Here is a 17,322-nt window from a genome sequence, read left to right on the forward strand (position 1 = left end):
GGCTCCCAACGATGGCCGACCTCGTCGCGGTGCTCGCCACCACGCACCACCCGTTCTACTACCGCACCAGCCAGCTGCCGCCCGACCAGGCGCCCCCGTTCGCCGCAGAGTGGATCAGCAAGATCGCGACCTACCGCGAGACCCTCACCCGGGCGCGGCCCGACGTGCTCGTCATGGTCGGTTCCGACCACTTCCACCAGCTGTGGCTCGACAACATGCCGCAGTTCCTGGTGGGCAAGGCGCCGATGTACGACGCCAACTGGGAGAACGAGATCCGCGAGTTCGGCATGCCGAAGCTGCTGCTGCGCGGCGACGAGGAGCTCTCGGCCTACATGCTGCGCGAGGGGCTTGACAAGGGCTTCGACCTGGCCTTCTCCAACGAGCTGCGGATCGACCACTCGATCACCTGCCCGATCCTCACGGTCCGGCCCGACGCCGACCTGCCCATCGTGCCGATCTACACGAACATCTTCGCGCCGCCCCTGCCGCGGCCCGAGCGCTTCGTGCAGCTGGGCCGCACGATCCGCGAGATCATCGAGTCGTGGCCCAGCCACCTGCGGGTGGCCGTCATCGGCTCGGGCCACCTCTCCCTCGAGCTCGGCGGACCACGCCAGTTCGGGCCCACGGGACCGGACCCGGAGTTCGACGCGCGGGCCGTCGAGTGGATCAGCAACGGCGACATCGACGGCGTGCTGGAGCACGTCACCCTCGACAGCCTGCACGGCCCCGGCAACGCCACCCACGGCTTCATGGACTTCATGCTGATGATGGGCGTCGCCGGCTACCAGAAGGCCGACCACGCCGACAGCCTGAGCCTCTTCCACACGATGGAGGCCTACTTCACCTGGTATCCGAACCCGCACCTCATCGACGCGCCGAGCACGCCGGGAGGGCGGGCATGAGCAAGTACCTCGTCAACAAGTTCCTTTACACCGTCGACCGCGACCACGAGCTCACCGAGCGTTACCGCGAGGACCCTGCGGGCACGGTGGCCTGGTGGGAGGAGGAGATGGCGGGCCGGATCCTCAACTGCATCGCATCGGAGACCACGACCTGGCTCTCCTTCACCGACGCCGAGCGCACCGCGCTCGCCACCCACGACCACGTCGCGCTCTTCGAGCTCGGGGCCCATCCCTTCCTGACGCTGACGCTGTGGATCGCCATGTTCGAGCGCGACTTCACCGAGCCCCTGGGCATGCAGCTCGACTACGCCGAGAAGCTCGCGCACGTGCGCATGCCCTACCCCGACATCACCACCTGATCCCGCACCGAGCTGCGACCCCGCGACCTGCCGTCCCCCGGGGACGGCCGGGCGGTGCCGCACACCCTCGTGCGCCCTGTCCCGAGGAGCCACCATGTCCGTCCCCACTCCCGTCCCGGCCGCTGCCGGTGGCCAGGCGGCCGCCGCCGGTCCTCCGGCTGCCACCGCCCCCGTCACGCCGCCCTCGCGGCTCGGGCCCGTCGTCGTCGGTCTCGGGTTCGCCGTGCTGTGCGTGTCGTGGATGCTCAACGCGATGGACCGTCAGGTCTACTACCCGCTGCTGCCGCAGATCCGTGAGGAGCTCGGCTTCTCGCTCTCCGAGGCGGGCTTCCTCGCCACCGGTTTCACCCTCGGGCTGGCCGTGGCCGGGTTCGTGGCGGGTTTCGTCATCGACCGCTACGCGCGGAAGACGGTCGTGGTCGGCAGCGTCCTGGTGTTCTCGGTGGGCACCGGACTGATCCCGCTGGCCGGCGGCTTCCTCGACATGGCGGCCTACCGCCTGCTCTCCGGCGTCGGCGAGGGCGTGCAGGCGACGGCCCTCTACGCGATCATCGGGGCGTACTTCTTCCACAAGCGCGCCTTCGCGGCCGGTTTCGTGGGCGTCGCCTTCGGTGCGGGCATCTTCCTGGGGCCCCTGGTGGGCGTGCCGTTCTCCGAGGCGATGGACTCGTGGCGCGCGCCGTTCCTCCTCTTCGCCTGCCTGGGCCTGCTCATGGCGGTGCTGATCCTGGTGCTCGTGCCGCGCGAGATGAGCGAGGCCGTGGCGGGGGAGCGCCCCCAGGCCGAGCTCGACGCGTACGCCCACCTGCCGCGCACGACGCTCAACCGCAACACCGTGGTGCTCGGGGCGGGTGCCGCCCTCGCCGGCGTGACCTTCTACGGATACCTGGGGCTCTACCCGACCTTCCTGGCCGAGCAGCTCGGCTTCACCCCGGGCCAGCGAGCGGTCGCCGTGGCTGCGGGTGGGCTGGGCGCGATGCTCGCCCTCCTCTTCGGGTGGTTCGGTGACCGCTACCCCCAGCGGGTGGTGCTCATGATCAGCTTCGTCGGCACCGCGGTCGTGGCCTACCCGATGTACGCCGTGGCCACCGACCCGACGGCCCAGTACGTGCTCTCGTTCCTGGTGGGCGCGTTCGCCAGCGGCGGTCTGTTCACCAACTTCTCGACCGCGCTCCAGCGCTCGGTGCACCCCGACCTGGTCGGACGCGGCCAGGGGGTCTTCGTGCTCACCTACTACGTCGCGGCCGCCTTCTCCGGCCTGCTCTTCGCCCGCCTCGTCGCCGGTCTCGGGTGGGACGGCGCCGGCACGCTCCAGATCGTCGCGCTGCCGCTCGTGGGCGCCGTCCTCATGCTCGCCGTCGACCAGAAGCGCATGATCCAGCGCGTCTGACCCCCTGCGGCCGCCGTCACTCCTCCACCCCGAAAGGTCTCCCCATGTCCGACAGCCCCACCTCGACGTCGCCCACGTCCACGTCCGCGCGCGCCCGCAGCGACGCGCTGGTCTTCCGCAACGCCGTGGTCGTCACGATGGACGCCACGCGCCGCGTCCTCGAGGACGCCGACGTGCTCGTCGTCGGCAACCGGATCGAGGCTGTCGGTCCCGGCCTGCAGGTCCCGGAGGGCACCCGGGAGGTCGACGCGGCCGGCGGCATCGTCATGCCCGGCATGATCGACACCCACCGGCACATGTGGCAGACCGCGCTGCGGGGCTACGGCGCCGACTGGACGCTGACGCAGTACTTCGTGTGGAACTACCTCGAGCACGGCATCAAGTTCCGCCCGCAGGACATCTTCGCCGGCAACCTGCTCAGCGGCATCGAGGCGATCGACGCCGGCGTGACCACCTCGGTGGACTGGTCGCACGGGCTCTCGACGGTCGAGCACGCGGAAGCGGCGGTCGATGCGCTGGAGGCGGTGCCGGGCCGCTTCGTCCTCGGCTACGGCAACATCCACGCCGCGCCGTGGGAGTGGACGCACGACGCCGACTTCCGGAGCTTCGTCGAGCGGCGGATGCCGCGCTCCGACATGCTCGGCTTCCAGCTGGCCTTCGACGTCACCGGCGACCCCGCTTTCCCCGAGAAGGCCGCCTTCGAGGCAGCCCGTGAGCTGGACGTCGCGGTCACCACGCACGCCGGCGTGTGGGGTGCGACCAACGACAACGGGGTCCGCCTCATGCACGAGCACGGCTTCATGGAGCCGCGGACGGTGTACGTGCACGCGGCGACCCTCAGCGACGACTCCTACCAGCGGATCGCGGCCACGGGCGGCACGGCGTCGGTCTCGGCGGAGAGCGAGGCCAGCTGCGGCCAGGGCTACCCCTCGAGCTGGGCGCTGCGGCGCCACGGCATCGGCATCTCCCTCTCCGTGGACACCAGCGTCTGGTTCAGCGCCGACATGTTCGCGGCGATGCGCTCGACGCTGTCGTCGGACCGCTCGCGCGAGCACCAGGAGGCGCACGCGAACGGGGACACGGTCACGCACCTGGGCCTGCGGGCGAAGGACGTCGTCGAGCACGCGACCCTGGGCGGCGCCCGGGCCCTCGGCCTCGACCACCTCGTCGGCAGCGTCGAGGTCGGCAAGCGTGCCGACCTCGTGCTCATCAAGAACGACCGCTCACCCGCGATGTTCCCGCTGCTCAACCCCTACGGCCACATCGTGTTCCAGGCGCAGCGCGGCGACGTGCACACCGTGCTGGTCGACGGCCGCGTGGTGAAGGAGGCGCACGAGCTGGTGGGCGTCGACCTGACCGCCGCCCGCAGCACGGTCGGCGACACGGTGGCTCACCTGCGCGCCACCCTCGGCGAGGAGGCGTGGGTCGGTGGCATGAACCCCGACATCCCGGAGTCGAAGGTGCTCGACAACCCGTACACCTACACCGACTTCGCCGACGCGTCGACCCACGAGGCGTGACCTCACGCGTGCCGCGTGCCGAGCGCCCCGGCCGTCGACCGTCTCGGCGACGGCCGGGGCCTCTCATCCCTCGGGATGCGTACGGCGCGTGAGACACCTGTCCGTACTCTGAACCGGTGTCCGTGACCCACCCCGACTACCGCCTGAGCCAGCTCGACCAGCTCGAGGCCGAGTCGATCCACATCTTCCGCGAAGTCGCCGCCGAGTTCGAGAAGCCCGTCCTGATGTTCTCGGGCGGCAAGGACTCGATCGTGATGCTCCGGCTCGCCGAGAAGGCCTTCTACCCGGCGAAGGTCCCGTTCCCCGTGCTGCAGGTCGACACGGGCTACGACTTCCCCGAGGTGCTGGCGTGCCGCGACGAGTGGGTGGCCCGCCTGGGACTCCGCCTCATCGTGGCCTCCGTCGAGGAGGCGATCGCGACCGGCGTGGTGGTGGACGACGGCCGCACGACGCGCAACCGGATGCAGATCGGCACCCTCCTCAACGCGATCGAGACCGAGGGCTTCACGGCAGCCTTCGGCGGCGGTCGCCGCGACGAGGAGAAGGCTCGGGCGAAGGAGCGGGTCTACTCCCACCGCGACGAGTTCGGCCAGTGGGACCCGAAGAACCAGCGCCCCGAGCTGTGGAGCCTGTTCAACGGGCGCATTCACGAGGGCGAGCACATGCGGATCTTCCCGCTCAGCAACTGGACCGAGCTCGACATCTGGCACTACCTCGACCGGGAGCAGATCTCGATCCCGTCGATCTACTTCTCCCACCAGCGTCGGGTCTTCGAGCGTGACGGCATGCTGCTGAGCGAGAGCGAGCACAACCCGCTGCGGGCGGGCGAGGTCGCGGAGGAGCGCACGGTCCGGTTCCGCACCGTGGGCGACCTGACGCTCACCGGCTGCGTGGAGTCGACCGCCGCGACGACCGCCGAGATCATCGACGAGATCGCCGTCGCCCGTGTCACCGAGCGCGGCGCGACCCGCGGCGACGACCGGTTCTCCGAGGCCGCCATGGAGGACCGCAAGAAGGAGGGCTACTTCTGATGGACCTGCTCCGTTTCGCCACCGCCGGATCCGTCGACGACGGCAAGTCGACCCTCATCGGCCGCCTGCTCCTCGACTCGAAGGCGATCTTCGAGGACCAGCTCGCTGCCGTCGAGGCCACGAGCGCATCCAAGGGCTACGACTACACCGACCTCGCGCTGCTGACCGACGGCCTCCGTTCGGAGCGCGAGCAGGGCATCACCATCGACGTGGCCTACCGCTACTTCGCGACCCCGACCCGCAAGTTCATCATCGCGGACACGCCGGGCCACGTGCAGTACACGCGGAACATGGTCACCGGCGCCTCTACCGCCGACCTGGGCCTGGTGCTCGTCGACGCCCGTCACGGGCTCACGGAGCAGTCGCGACGCCACGCGGTGCTCCTCTCGCTGCTGCGCGTGCCCCACCTCGTGCTCGCCGTCAACAAGATGGACCTCGTCGACTACTCGGCCGAGCGGTTCGAGGAGATCAAGCGCGAGTTCAGCGCCTTCGCGACGAAGCTGACGATCCCCGACCTGACGGTCATCCCGATCTCGGCGCTCAAGGGCGACAACGTGGTGACGCGGTCGGCCAACATGCCCTGGTACGACGGCTCCTCGCTCCTGCACCACCTCGAGAACGTCCACGTGGCCTCCGACCGCGACCTCCGCGACGCTCGCTTCCCCGTCCAGTACGTCGTGCGCCCCAAGTCGGACGAGCACCACGACTACCGGGGCTACGCGGGCCAGGTGGCCGGCGGCGTCTTCAAGGCCGGCGACGACGTGGTCGTGCTGCCCTCCGGCATGCCGGCGACGATCGCGGGGATCGACCTGTTCGACCGGGAGGTCACGGAGGCCTACCCGCCGATGTCGGTGACCATCCGGCTCAACGAGGACGTCGACGTCTCCCGCGGCGACCTGATCGCGCGACCCAACAACCAGCCCGCCGTGACGCAGGACGTCGACGCGATGGTGGCATGGATGAGCACGACGCCGCTGCGCCCGCGGCAGAAGCTGCTCGTCAAGCACACGACGCGCACGGTCAAGGCCCTCGTCAAGGAGCTCGACTACCGGCTGGACGTCAACACGCTCCACCGCGACCTCGAGGCCGGCGAGCTCGGCGTCAACGAGATCGGTCGCGTGCGCCTGCGGACGCAGCAGCCGTTGCTGCTTGACCCCTACTCGCGCAACCGCACGACCGGCGCGTTCATCCTCATCGACGAGGCGACGGGTGTGACGGTCGGAGCGGGGATGGTGAACGACTAGCTAGCAGCGGAGCCCAATAGATCCTGGTGCCTGCACCACCTCAGGGGGTTCGACTGCTACTGGGACCCACCTGCATGGTCGACCGCTGCCACCGGCGGACCCGCGGCGGGCAAGGAGGCCGTTGCGGACTGTGACGCATGACGGATGCGTTGGATGGCGGAAAAATCCACGCCGTGCCGCGCGATCCGCAATGATGGGCCGGGCTCCGGAACACCTGAGTCACTCGGTGCGAGGCCACGGCAACCAGGAGGGCCACTTGCTCACACGGCTCGCTCGACTACAGGGCGCTCCTGTAGTTGGTCTCGTCGCGCGGACCCTGCTGCGATTGCTTGGCGTCGAGATCCCGAAGAATGTTCACGTCCCGAGAAGTACAAGGATTGTCCATGGAGGCGTGGGTGTGGTTCTTCACCCGACCACGAAGATCGGTGAGAACGTGACCGTCTACCACAATGTCACCGTGGGACGAGCCGACTCATGGGTGTCGCGGGAGTTGGAGGCCGAGGAGGGCGTACTCATTGAGGACGACTCGGTTCTGTGTCCCGGCGCCGTTGTCCTATTCCGCGGGCATCAAATAAAGGTGGCGCGAGGTACCGTGTTGGCCGCGAACTCCGTTCTCCTCGAGTCCACCGGCGTTGGAGAGATCTGGGGTGGGATACCTGCGCGGAGGCTCGGGCTGCGACGTGACTATCCGTGAATACGAAGTGCTCATCCTCGGTTGTCGGAAGTGCGGTTGATCCAGATTGAAGGTCTTGTACGACGGGATCTGGGCGGCGAGTGGCCCGCCATCGGGCCGCAACGTGGTCCGGTCTGTACTGAAAGCGTGGATTGACATCGCCCCCGAGGATGAGATCTGGGTTCTTTGCAAGCCTGGCGAAGGACGTGTCGTTCGCGAGACCTTCGGCGCGGGCAGCATCAGCTTAAGAACTGTTGAGGCTAAATCAGGTCAACACCTCCTATCAATTCTGACGCACTCGGGCTCGTATGACGCGACCTTCACACAAAACTTCGTGCCCCCGTTCGTTCGCGCACACTCAAAGATTGTCCTTATCCATGACCTCATTTATAAGGACTCTCCTGACTGGTTCACTCGGAGGGAGCGGGCGTATCTGAGTCCTTTACTGCCGCTGGCGCGCGGGGCCGACGTCGTCATCACGACCTCCAAAAGCGAGGCTAAGCGCATCGAGAAATATTTGCCCAGGACTCCCATTACTCCGGTCGGCCTCGGCCTTCATCTCGGACTTTCAGACAGTCGACCCAAACCTCCGGTTGGCGTAAACCCCCAAGCACGATTTCTCCTGATCGTCGGCCGCCTGAACGAACGCAAGAATCTGGAACGTGTCTTGCGCGCTGTTGACGATCATTCGGTCCTTGCGGGGAGGCAGATTTACATCGCGGGGAGCCCAGACGGTTTGCATCACAAGCAGTCCGCATCTAGTCAATCACTCCGCTACCTGGGGTACGTAACTGATGACGAGATGGCATGGCTCTACGGAAACTGCGATCTGGTTGTGTTCGGCTCTTTGGATGAGGGATTCGGAATGCCGGTAGCCGAAGCCGCCCACTTCGGGGCGCCCATTGCGTTGAGCGACATTGCAGTGTTCCGCGAACTGGACCCTGGGGCCTCGTTCTTTGACCCGCGCGACGAAAGATCAATAAGTCAAGTGGTCTCCGATGCGCTACGCGAGGCTCGGCCATGTCAGGCAAAGGTTCCAACTTGGAACACGATCGCCCACAATATTAGAAGTGAGGCAGCGCGTGCGTAGGCCACAACTGCGGCAATGGGTTGATTCACTCTACGGTCGCGAGCGTGGGATCCAATCGGGGATCGACCCGCTGGTTTCGGATCGCCAGCTCGCTTCGTTCTTGGTGGCGAAAGTAGGCGACCGCGCTCGTGGCGTCGTTACCCTCATGCCTCACGTCTATCGCGGGCGCCGCGTTAGAATCAGAGGCCGTGATTCCCTAGCGCTCGGAAAATCCGTTGCGATTGCAGCAGACGTGTTACTCGACGCAGTCTCCAAACGCGGCATCCAAGTGGGCGATAAATCGACAATTGACATTGGAGCCGTACTTAGAGCTTCGGGAGCCATTCGCAATGTGGGCGAAGGGATCGTAATCGGCAAGCGGACAGCAGTTGGGGCGTACAATGTCATCCTTGGCCAAGGCGGCGTGTATATCGGCGACGACTGCTTGCTAGGACCCGGAGTGCAAATGCACTCCGAGAACCATATCTTCAAGGATCGCGAGATTCCGATCCGCGAACAGGGCGAGCAGCGAAACGCCATCCGCGTGGGTAACGATGTGTGGATAGGCGCGAATTCAGTAGTTCTAGCAGGATCGGTTATCCACGACGGAGCGGTGGTCGCAGCAAACTCAGTCGTCCGGGGAGAGATTGCGGCTTATTCGGTCGTTGCGGGAGCCCCGGCTTCGCAAAAGGGAACTCGCGGGGAGGGCCGTTGAACGTCGTCGTTGTAACTGAATCGCGCGCCTCATGGGGTGCCGAAAAGTCCCTCTTGACTCTCCTCGAGCACTGTCCAGGATGGGTTGACATATCGTTCGTCGTCGGGCGCGCGTCGCCGCTGGTGGCCGACCTGGACAACATGAACGTAAAAGTGCGTGAGACACGGTTTGCCTTCGAGTCCTCTCGCCGAGGATCGAGTATGACGAGCATTGCCGGGTTGCCGGGTCGGGTCTTCTCGTCTGTTCTAAACATCCTCAAGGGTGGCCGGGCGGGCGATGTCATTCTTGTGTTCAGCGTGTGGCAACTTCCCGACGCGCTGATCGCAAAGTTTCTCGGTCGACGACGCCTAATTCTGGATTTTCACGAGACTTTCAGCAATAGGTTCATGACCTTGCTTCTGAAGGTTCTTATCCGGCTTTGCGCGTGGAGAACAATTGCGCCAAGTTTTGCGGTTCTGGAAACGCTGCCTCGGTGGCCCCAAGTGCACGATGCGACGGTAGTTCCACGACCGGTGAGCCTCCTCCCGCAAGCTCGAAGCTTGACCAAGTCCGCGCCCATTGTCATCGCGATTGTTGGACAGGTGGTCGAGCACAAAGGTGTCCGGGAACTGCTGGAGCTACCGTGGGGCGAGACAAGTACCAAACTTCGGATCATCGGCATCAAGTCGAAGCTCACCATGTCTGATTACGAGGCCAAGGTACGTGAGATTGCGGAATCCATCGGCGTTGAGGTCGTTGAACGAACGAACGACCTCGCGGCTGCCCTCGATGGGTGTTCCGCGGTTGTCAACGCTTCCCGGCACGAAGCATTCGGTCGGACGCTAGCTGAGGCAGCTGTGTTGGGGCTTACTCCGATTGCCATAGGCAAAGACGGCCCTGCGGAGGTCATAGGCGAGGTGGGCCACGGACTGATCTTCGAGAATCTCGAACAATTTGAAGTCGCCCTGCTGGACGGCACTTTAGAAAAGCAAATTCGCGAAACTGAGCGTGAGCCTATGGTTTTGCGAGCGCGTGAACTTTTCTCGCCGTCCACTGTTGGTAGAAGGTACTGGGATCTTTTTGGCGCGACGAGTCCTGACACAGTGTCATGAGAACTCTAAAGTCCGACGCGCTTGTCTGGGCAGCAACCTTCTTTGCCGTTGCGATCGGCTCGGTGCTTCTTGCGCATGACCCCGCAGTCACACTCAGCATCCTGGTGGGTGCCTGGGTTGTCGGAGCATGCCTAGGGAGCCCCAGAGTAGCGTGGGTCTCCCTTCTCGTTGCTGTCTCCTTGAACGGCCTCTCGCTCCCAGCCGGCGGAGTAGATGTACGGTTCGAGCTGATTGTTTTACCCGTATTCCTGCTATCAATAGTCGCCAACGGAATACCAATAAGGGTTCCCGCGCGAATACTGTTGCCGGCCGCTGCCTACCTGAGTCTGCTGTTCTTTTCTTCGGCGGCAGTTGCGCCCGTTCCTGCTGCAAGTTTGTGGATCGCTGTGCAGATCGCCGGCGGCGTACTACTATTCGTAGCGGTTCAGTCCTCTCACCTCGATATCGAGCGATGTGTCCGCGACGCGCTTCGCGTGATGGGCGCGATCTGCTCCGTAGCGTTGGCAGCGCTTGCCCTGGCACGTGGTGGTGTTCTGCCACCGGGGCAGTGGGGGGTCGCCGAGGACTTCCGATTGATCGGATTCTCGATCGAGACCAATATCTTCGCGGCTCAGTGCGTGGGGATCGTTGCGGTGGTGCTCGCAGCGCGTCTAAAACTTGAGTCTGGCGACAGGCTCCTGTTCCTCATTGTTTGCGCTGCAGTCGTGCTGGCGGGTACTCGATCCGCGTGGATCGCGCTAGCGGTCGTAATCATCATCTTCGCTTTGAGAGATGTGTTGAAGCGACCAGCGCGACTTCTTGGAGCCGGTCTCATAGGCCTCGGTGGTCTGGTTCTGCTTCCATTAGCAACGTCTCAGAGGCGTCAGGTAAGCGAAGAGTCGCTCACTTGGCGACTGGCGAATCTTACGAACTTCGACAGCGGCACTGGATTCTACCGACTTGAGATCTACCGGCAAGCAGTCGATGAGCTTGGCGAGTGGCCTCGATGGCTTGTGGGATCGGGTGTGAACTCGTACTCACAGTATCACCTCATAGATGCAACCAACAGATATGCGGAATACTTGGGAAACTTCTTTCTCGCGACTCTGTACGACGGCGGTGTGCTAGCCCTCGTGGCGTTCGCCGTCCTTATCTGGTCCGCCATGCGGGAGAACTTTAATGCCGGTCACGTTGGAGTGCTTCTTTCAGTTTTGATCTGCGCCGCCATTACTAACACAATTTGGTTTCAGTTCGCATGGTTGTACTTAAGCGTGGGATTTGCGGCTGCCTCCCATCGAAGTCACAGAAGGGACGAGGCGAGAATCAATGTCTGATTACAAGGTATTTCTTGTCTCGGCCTTTGCCTGCCATCCGGAAATGAGCAGCGAAGCTGGGATTGGTTGGCAGTTTCTCCTCGAGATCTGCGAGTACGCAGCGGAAAACGACGCGCAGGTCATTGCCTTCATGAACCGGCGGTCGGCGGCGGCGACGTCTGTGGCACTTGAGGAACGCGGCATCACTTGCGCGAAGCTAGTCGGGATAGACCCGCCCCGATCTCTAGGATTTTTGCTTGATCCTAGATTGACGCGTTTGGAGTACCTTGCCTGGTTCATCGCGGTCCGCTCAGCCATAAAGAGGTTGGTTTCGCAGGGTTCGCGGTTTTCTGTGGCTTGGCATGTAACATTCGCTTCTGAGCTCCTGCCGGTACCATTTGCTAATCTGGACCTAGGCCGAGGGTTCAAGGTTTGGGGGCCTGTCGGTTCATCCGGCGATTGGCGAGTTTTCTTGTTGAAGCCTCGTGAAGGTCGTTGGCTTGTTGACGCGATGTTGCAATGGTGTCGAAACCAAGTCAGTGTGGCTATCGCGCGTCGGACAGCGCGTGAGATGGACTTGGTGCTTACGCAGAGCCCGCAGCTGAAACTAGCATTGGGTGAGCGGGCGCAGGTCTTCCCGAATCTGGTGATTCCAGCGGATCTGCTGCCTCGCGGAACTCCGTCGACAGAACCGAAGTCAAAGGGAATATCGATCCTGGCGGCCGGCCACCTTGTGCCTAGGAAGCGTTTCGCGCTACTTCTGGGGGCCCTTGCGAGCCCAGAGCTGAAGGATGCGTCACTCACAATCGCGGGTGCGCCGCTTCCTGGTACCAGTGCTTATCTCCCGAGTTTGGCTGAGACTCTTGGTGTGAGAGGACGGGTCAACTTCCTGGGAAAGGTGAATAGGAAGAAATTGCTTGAGTTGATGAGCGAGCATGATGTTTTCGCTCATTGTGCTGCGCGAGAGGGCGCGCCTGGCGTGGTGGGAGAGGCCGCGACCGTTGGAATTCCAATAGTGACGTTCAATCTGACTGGCGCGGCGGCAGTCTTGAGGGCTTCTGGGGGCCATGGGATCGAAGTTGATTCTAGGAATTTTGATATCCACAGGTTGTCGTCTGCACTCGTCGCGGCTGCCGGGATGGGAAGGAATTCAGCACCGCCAGTTTGGGATCAAGATCGGATCCGTACGAAGGTCGAGTTCGTGGTGTCGGGTCGCGGTGACGCCGAGGCGTCCGACCTTGCGTAAATATTCGGTCGCGTCGCTGCGGATAGCTGACCAAGCAGCATGGTCCCTGGCTTTTTTCGCTTTCAACGCGCAATGTTTATCTGCCTTACGCGCGGATCAGTTTGCTGGGTTGGCGACTGCCACTGCGCTCGGGTTCATTGGAGTAGCTATCTCGCGTTCGGCAACTCTCCAAGCAGACATAATTTCAGGAACTAAGCAGCATGTTTTGTCAACAGAGGCTGTGATGGTTCGTTCGGGCTTGAAGGTAAACGCCCTTTTGGGTCTTGCCGTCGGTGGATGCGCCTGGCTGGCCACGTCGCGGTTGGGGGATATTGGTTTCGTCTTCGCTTTTCTGGCCGCAGGTTTGGTGCTCGCAGATTCACCGCGGCAAATTTTAGTTATTGAGGGACGCTACGTATGGTCGTTGTTCCTGGCGGTGGGTCACGCTATTCTCGCGGGATTTGGAGTCCTCTTCTTCCAAGATGACCCGTCAGTGTGGTGGCTGATTGTTTTGTGCTTGCTTTGCTGGGGCGGTTGGATGATCGTCGCTTTAACCCGAGTGCCCCATCTGCGGGAGCGCGCGCCAGCGACGGTTGGACTGCGTCTGAGCCTGGGGCTCGAGGCTTGCTACTTCGGTCTGGCTGGTCAAGTTGGTCTTTTCGCGCTTTACTTCGCGGACGTATCCGACGCGACTGTGGCACTGCGAGTTTCCTACGCTCTCGTCTTCTCGCCTGTGTTCTCACTGCTCCAAGGCCTCGTCCCTCTCATTGTCCGGGAGTTGAATGAACGAATGGTCCAGAGACGCGTCGGGGACGTCCGACGGTTGCTCCGGCGTGTGTCTGCATCGGTCTTTTTCTTATCCCTTTTAGCGGGGGGTTTGGGTTGTATCGTGGTGCCTCGTTTCTGGGCTGTCGACTCCAACCTCTTCTTGGCGTTTCTTCCGGTTGTTGGATTGTCGCTAGTTGCGGCACAGGTGTTGGAACTTTACGTCACCTCAATCCGAATGCTCGAAGTGAGCAAGGGATTGCACGCTGAACGGACAGCCTTGGCGGCGGGGGATATTGTGCTCCAACTCGCGTCAGTTTTGATAATGGGTCCTCTTGGTCTTGTTTCCGCGATTGGCGTTGGAGCCCTCGTTCGTCTTCTGCTGGTGATGCGCTATGGCCGGCGTATGCGGAAGCGCTGAAAACGCGTTGGCGCGCCGCGCTTCTTGGGCGACGGTCGAGGCACTCAAGTCGCAGGCGTGAGTAGCTCGGCAGCGCCCTGGCTCAGGTCGGGGCACCGGGAGGGGTGAGACCGGCGTGCCTGCGATGCCGTCGCTTGGGTGACACGCGATTCGGTCCACAAAGCGGCAAACTCGGGGCGTTGAATTTTCCGGCGGTCGAATGTTCCAGTGTGGCACCCGCTGGTGCGATGCGGATCGGCGGCGCGACTCTTTGTATCAGGGGGTTTGCGTCTGCGAGTTGCGAGGCATGTCAGCGAGAGGCGGATTCACGTAGCTGGAACCCCAAGATTGGTGTCGGATTTGTAAGGAGTCCGTGATTCGTGAAGTGGTCATTCTGGGGGCGTCCGAGAAGTTTGGACTGCGCTATCTCCGCTGTTTCCGCATAGCTGGTCATTATCCCAATATGAGGAATTCTATTCCGGCATGTCTTCCACTCGCATGTGCCTCGCCCCTCAACTGCAATGGAATTGCAACTGGTCCAGCTGGCAGTCTGGTCGTGCCTAATCCCGACTGACTCTGACGGTCGTTGCGACTGTTTCGATGTAGAGGTCGACCACTTCCGACCATGTGTATCGTTCCGCAGCTCGAGCTCGCACGGCGCGGCTTACACTGAGCCGACGGTCCGCGGAAGCAAGTAAAGAGGCAGCGGCAGAAGCGATCTGTCGCGGGTCGGGTTCGACAAGTGTCGCCGCACCCGCGAGCACCTCCGCGTTGTACACGGTGTTGCGAGCGACGATTGGCGCGCCGCAAGCCATTGCTTGCACAAGTGCGGGGTTTGTGCCGCCGACGCTGTGGCCGTGAAAGTATGCACCTGCGTGTTGCCAGAGTCCGTGTAGCAATTGGTCGTTGCTCACATGACCCAACCACTTGAACTTTTCGTGGCGTTCAGAGAGCTCGCGGGCGCGGGCCTCCAGTTCGGGAGATCCCGTGCCCAGGACCACGACGGAGTTCTCACGAGAAAGTTCGTCAGCCGCGTCAAAGAACTCGCCTACACTGTTTTCCGGAACAAATCTGGCGACTACCAAAACGTACTCGCCAGACCTGACCATGTCGGGGCACGGAAGCCTTCCGACTTCGTCGCCGCCGTACGGAATGAATGTTCCGGTTCGATTGAACTCCCGTGCCCAGTAGTCGCCAATGGCCTCGGCGTCGAAGATCAACTCATCGGCAAATCGTGCGGTGAGTTTTGCCCCCGTGTAGAAGACGCGCTTTCCGAGCTTGCTCCACTTCGCGCGTTCCCATTCGATCCCGTCGACATTGACAACTGTCGGAATGCGAAACAGCTTCAGCAGGGGTAGCCAATATCCGTTAGCCACGTTCATGATCAAAGCGACTTGTTGACGTTTCGCAATGGCATGCAGCACGGCAGTAAGTCCGTAGGTCAGTGTGCTGAGCGCGTTCCGGTTCAGTCCCTTAGTCTCAACAGGCTTGACTCTTGGATCGTTGGCTGGGTCGTCGGGCTTCGTGCTGCCAGGACGTCCATAGACAGTCACGTCCCAACCTTGGTCGGCGAACGCAGGCGCTATTCGGCGCACGGCTGTCTCAAAACCTCCGTAGTAGCTTGGATAGCCGCGTGTGCCGATGATCGCTACTCGCAGTGGCTTGGTGCCCACGTTCTTCAGCGCCTCCCTCAGTTGTCGTCCAGAGCAGTGTGTCGTGTCGGGAAGGCCCCATGTGCGGAGTTTGTTGGATCGCAGCGCTAGTGCGCCGTGACTTCGCTCTCGACCATGCCCTTGATCAGGGTCTCGAACGAGGTGGTGGCCTCCCAATCGAGATGGGCACGGGCCTCGCTTGAGTCGCCCACAAGGTGGTCGACCTCGGATGGCCTGAGGTGCTCAGCATCGGTGGCAACGTGCGCCGCCCAGCCGTTGATGCCGACATGGGCGAAAGCAATCTCTAGCACGTCTCGAACCGTGTGCAGCTCGCCCGTCGCGATCACGAAGTCACGCGGTTCGTCCTGCTGCAGCATCAGCCACATCGCTTCGACGTAGTCGCCCGCGAACCCCCAGTCCCGTGCCGCGTCGAGATTGCCGAGCCGGATCTCGTCCTGCAGCCCCAGGCTGATGCGTGCAACGGCCTGGGTGATCTTCCGCGTGACGAACTCGGGGCCACGGCGCGGCGACTCGTGGTTGAAGAGGATGCCCGCCGAGGCGTGCATCCCGTACGCCTCGCGGTAGTTCACCGTCATGTGGTGCGCGAAGGCCTTGGCCGCGGCGTACGGGGAGCGGGGGTAGAAGCGGGTGGTCTCGGTCTGTGGCGTCTCCTGCACCTTGCCGAACATCTCGGAGCTGGACGCCTGGTAGAAGCGGATGCGGTTGTCCGGGTCGTGGAGGCGGATGGCCTCGAGCACGTTCAGGGCTCCCTGGCCCGTGACGTTGCTGGTGTGGAGTGCGCTCCGGAAGGAGTGGGCGACGAAGGAGACAGCGCCCAGGTTGTAGACCTCGTCGGGGTCGCTGGCCTTCAGGGCGCGGGCGATGCTGGCGAAGTCGGTGAGGTCGCCCTCGTGGAGGACGATCTCGGGGGAGATCTCCTCGACGAGCACGCGCTTGGGGTTGTTCTGCCCGCGGATCAGGCCATGGACCTGGTAGCCCTTCGACAGGAGAAGCTCCGAGAGATACAGCCCGTCCTGACCGGTGATGCCGGTGATGAGGGCGCGACGCGACGACATGGCGAGGATTGTGCCAGTGGTGCTGTCGTGTTCGGCTTCCCCCGGTCCGGAGACGACGATGGCCCACCCCGCGGGGGGTGGGCCATCGCGACGCTCAGGTTAGAGCTGCTTGTGCTGCCCCGCCTGTCCCTGGTTCGCCAGCAGGTCGCGGATCTCGGTCAGCAGCGCGATGTCCTCGGGCGTGCCGGGCTCCTCCGTGGGGTCCGGGAAGAATCGCTCCTTGGCCCGCGTGTAGGGCATCACGATCGCGAAGTAGACGACCGCTGACAGGATGACGAAGGCGATGAGGGCCGTCAGCCAGGGACCGACCGAGATGCCCTCGGGGCGATAGGTCGAGAAGTCCGGCTGCCCGCCCACCTTGCCGACGAGGTCCATGATCAGGGCAACGGTCGCGGTCACCACCGTCGCGAAGGCGCCGCCCATGATGAACGCGACGGCGAGCTCGATGAGGTTGCCGCGCAGCAGGAAGTTCTTGAATCCGGTCATCCTCAGCTCCTAGGTCCCGAGGCCCCGGTGTCGGGGCGGTCGGCTCACGACCCTAGTTCGTGAACGCGATGGTGAGGAAGTGGTGGACGGCTGCTCCGGCCAGCGTCACAGCGGTGTCGCGCGGCGCCGCGACCACCACCAGGCGGCCGCCCAAGCCCGCGGCGCCGACGTCACCGTCGTCAGGTGGGAGCGCCACCACGCGGACGTCGCGGGCCGCGGTGCGCGTCGTACCGCTCTCCGCGTCCGTCGCCAGCACGTCCACGACGTCGCCGACGCCGAGCAGCGAGGCGACGCCGGCGTCGGGGAGGCGGATCGGCACCGTCACCTCGCCCTCGGCCGGCGCCAGCGCGCTCGCGCCCACGATCCGCCGGGAGGTGAGGGGCTCGCGCGCGTCCACCGGGGCGGCGACCACCGCTCCCACGAGCTCGTCGA

16 protein-coding genes are annotated in these 17,322 nt (G+C 63.6%); 12 read left to right on the top strand and 4 right to left on the bottom strand.

Annotated features, from left to right (window positions below):
• Positions 1-11 precede the first annotated feature (11 nt).
• The 12 genes from QE405_RS20305 (at position 12) to QE405_RS20360 (ending at position 13,697) form a co-directional block, all read left to right on the top strand.
• Complete coding sequence (locus tag QE405_RS20305; RefSeq protein WP_307204941.1) at positions 12-902, top strand: hypothetical protein; 891 nt, start codon at positions 12-14, stop codon at positions 900-902.
• On the top strand, positions 899-1,261 hold the full coding sequence (locus tag QE405_RS20310) for a hypothetical protein (protein WP_307204943.1): 363 nt from the start codon (positions 899-901) through the stop codon (positions 1,259-1,261). The genes QE405_RS20305 and QE405_RS20310 overlap by 4 nt, the downstream gene beginning before the upstream one ends.
• A gap of 94 nt (positions 1,262-1,355) precedes the next feature.
• Entirely contained in the window at positions 1,356-2,651 is a 1,296-nt protein-coding gene (locus QE405_RS20315) for an MFS transporter (RefSeq protein WP_307204945.1), read from the top strand.
• 44 nt (positions 2,652-2,695) lie between these two features.
• The gene (locus QE405_RS20320) at positions 2,696-4,171 is read left to right on the top strand and encodes an amidohydrolase family protein (RefSeq protein ID WP_307204947.1); all 1,476 of its coding nucleotides are present in this window, start codon (positions 2,696-2,698) and stop codon (positions 4,169-4,171) included.
• 116 nt (positions 4,172-4,287) lie between these two features.
• Positions 4,288-5,202, top strand: coding sequence for a sulfate adenylyltransferase subunit CysD (gene cysD, locus QE405_RS20325; RefSeq protein ID WP_307204949.1), 915 nt, complete (start codon positions 4,288-4,290; stop codon positions 5,200-5,202).
• The gene (locus QE405_RS20330; RefSeq protein WP_307204951.1) at positions 5,202-6,446 is read left to right on the top strand and encodes a sulfate adenylyltransferase subunit 1; all 1,245 of its coding nucleotides are present in this window, start codon (positions 5,202-5,204) and stop codon (positions 6,444-6,446) included. The genes cysD and QE405_RS20330 overlap by 1 nt, the downstream gene beginning before the upstream one ends.
• 749 nt (positions 6,447-7,195) lie before the next feature.
• Positions 7,196-8,209 carry a glycosyltransferase family 4 protein gene (locus QE405_RS20335; protein ID WP_307204953.1) on the top strand — a complete coding sequence of 338 codons (1,014 nt, stop codon included), beginning with the start codon at positions 7,196-7,198 and terminating at the stop codon, positions 8,207-8,209.
• Entirely contained in the window at positions 8,190-8,903 is a 714-nt protein-coding gene (locus QE405_RS20340; protein ID WP_307204955.1) for an acyltransferase, read from the top strand. The genes QE405_RS20335 and QE405_RS20340 overlap by 20 nt, the downstream gene beginning before the upstream one ends.
• 200 nt (positions 8,904-9,103) lie before the next feature.
• A complete protein-coding gene (locus tag QE405_RS20345) occupies positions 9,104-9,994 on the top strand; it encodes a glycosyltransferase family 4 protein (protein WP_307204956.1) in 891 nt (296 codons plus the stop codon).
• On the top strand, positions 9,991-11,307 hold the full coding sequence (locus QE405_RS20350) for an O-antigen ligase family protein (RefSeq protein ID WP_307204958.1): 1,317 nt from the start codon (positions 9,991-9,993) through the stop codon (positions 11,305-11,307). The genes QE405_RS20345 and QE405_RS20350 overlap by 4 nt, the downstream gene beginning before the upstream one ends.
• Positions 11,300-12,532, top strand: a complete 1,233-nt coding sequence (locus QE405_RS20355; RefSeq protein WP_307204960.1) for a glycosyltransferase family 4 protein — start codon at positions 11,300-11,302, stop codon at positions 12,530-12,532. The genes QE405_RS20350 and QE405_RS20355 overlap by 8 nt, the downstream gene beginning before the upstream one ends.
• Positions 12,525-13,697: a hypothetical protein gene (locus tag QE405_RS20360; RefSeq protein ID WP_307204962.1), complete on the top strand. Its 1,173-nt coding sequence runs from the start codon at positions 12,525-12,527 to the stop codon at positions 13,695-13,697. The genes QE405_RS20355 and QE405_RS20360 overlap by 8 nt, the downstream gene beginning before the upstream one ends.
• 539 nt (positions 13,698-14,236) lie before the next feature.
• Here the strand turns inward: QE405_RS20360 and QE405_RS20365 are convergent.
• The 4 genes from QE405_RS20365 to QE405_RS20380 form a co-directional block, all read right to left on the bottom strand.
• A complete protein-coding gene (locus QE405_RS20365; RefSeq protein WP_307204964.1) occupies positions 14,237-15,349 on the bottom strand; it encodes a DUF1972 domain-containing protein in 1,113 nt (370 codons plus the stop codon).
• A gap of 86 nt (positions 15,350-15,435) precedes the next feature.
• A complete protein-coding gene (gene gmd / locus QE405_RS20370) occupies positions 15,436-16,404 on the bottom strand; it encodes a GDP-mannose 4,6-dehydratase (RefSeq protein ID WP_307204970.1) in 969 nt (322 codons plus the stop codon).
• 99 nt (positions 16,405-16,503) lie between these two features.
• Positions 16,504-16,890, bottom strand: a complete 387-nt coding sequence (locus tag QE405_RS20375) for an MscL family protein (protein ID WP_307204975.1) — start codon at positions 16,888-16,890, stop codon at positions 16,504-16,506.
• Positions 16,891-16,942: 52 nt separating this feature from the next.
• The gene (locus QE405_RS20380) at positions 16,943-17,302 is read right to left on the bottom strand and encodes a hypothetical protein (RefSeq protein ID WP_307204980.1); all 360 of its coding nucleotides are present in this window, start codon (positions 17,300-17,302) and stop codon (positions 16,943-16,945) included.
• Positions 17,303-17,322: the final 20 nt, after the last annotated feature.

Source organism: Nocardioides zeae (genome assembly GCF_030818655.1).
Lineage (GTDB): Bacteria > Actinomycetota > Actinomycetes > Propionibacteriales > Nocardioidaceae > Nocardioides > Nocardioides zeae_A.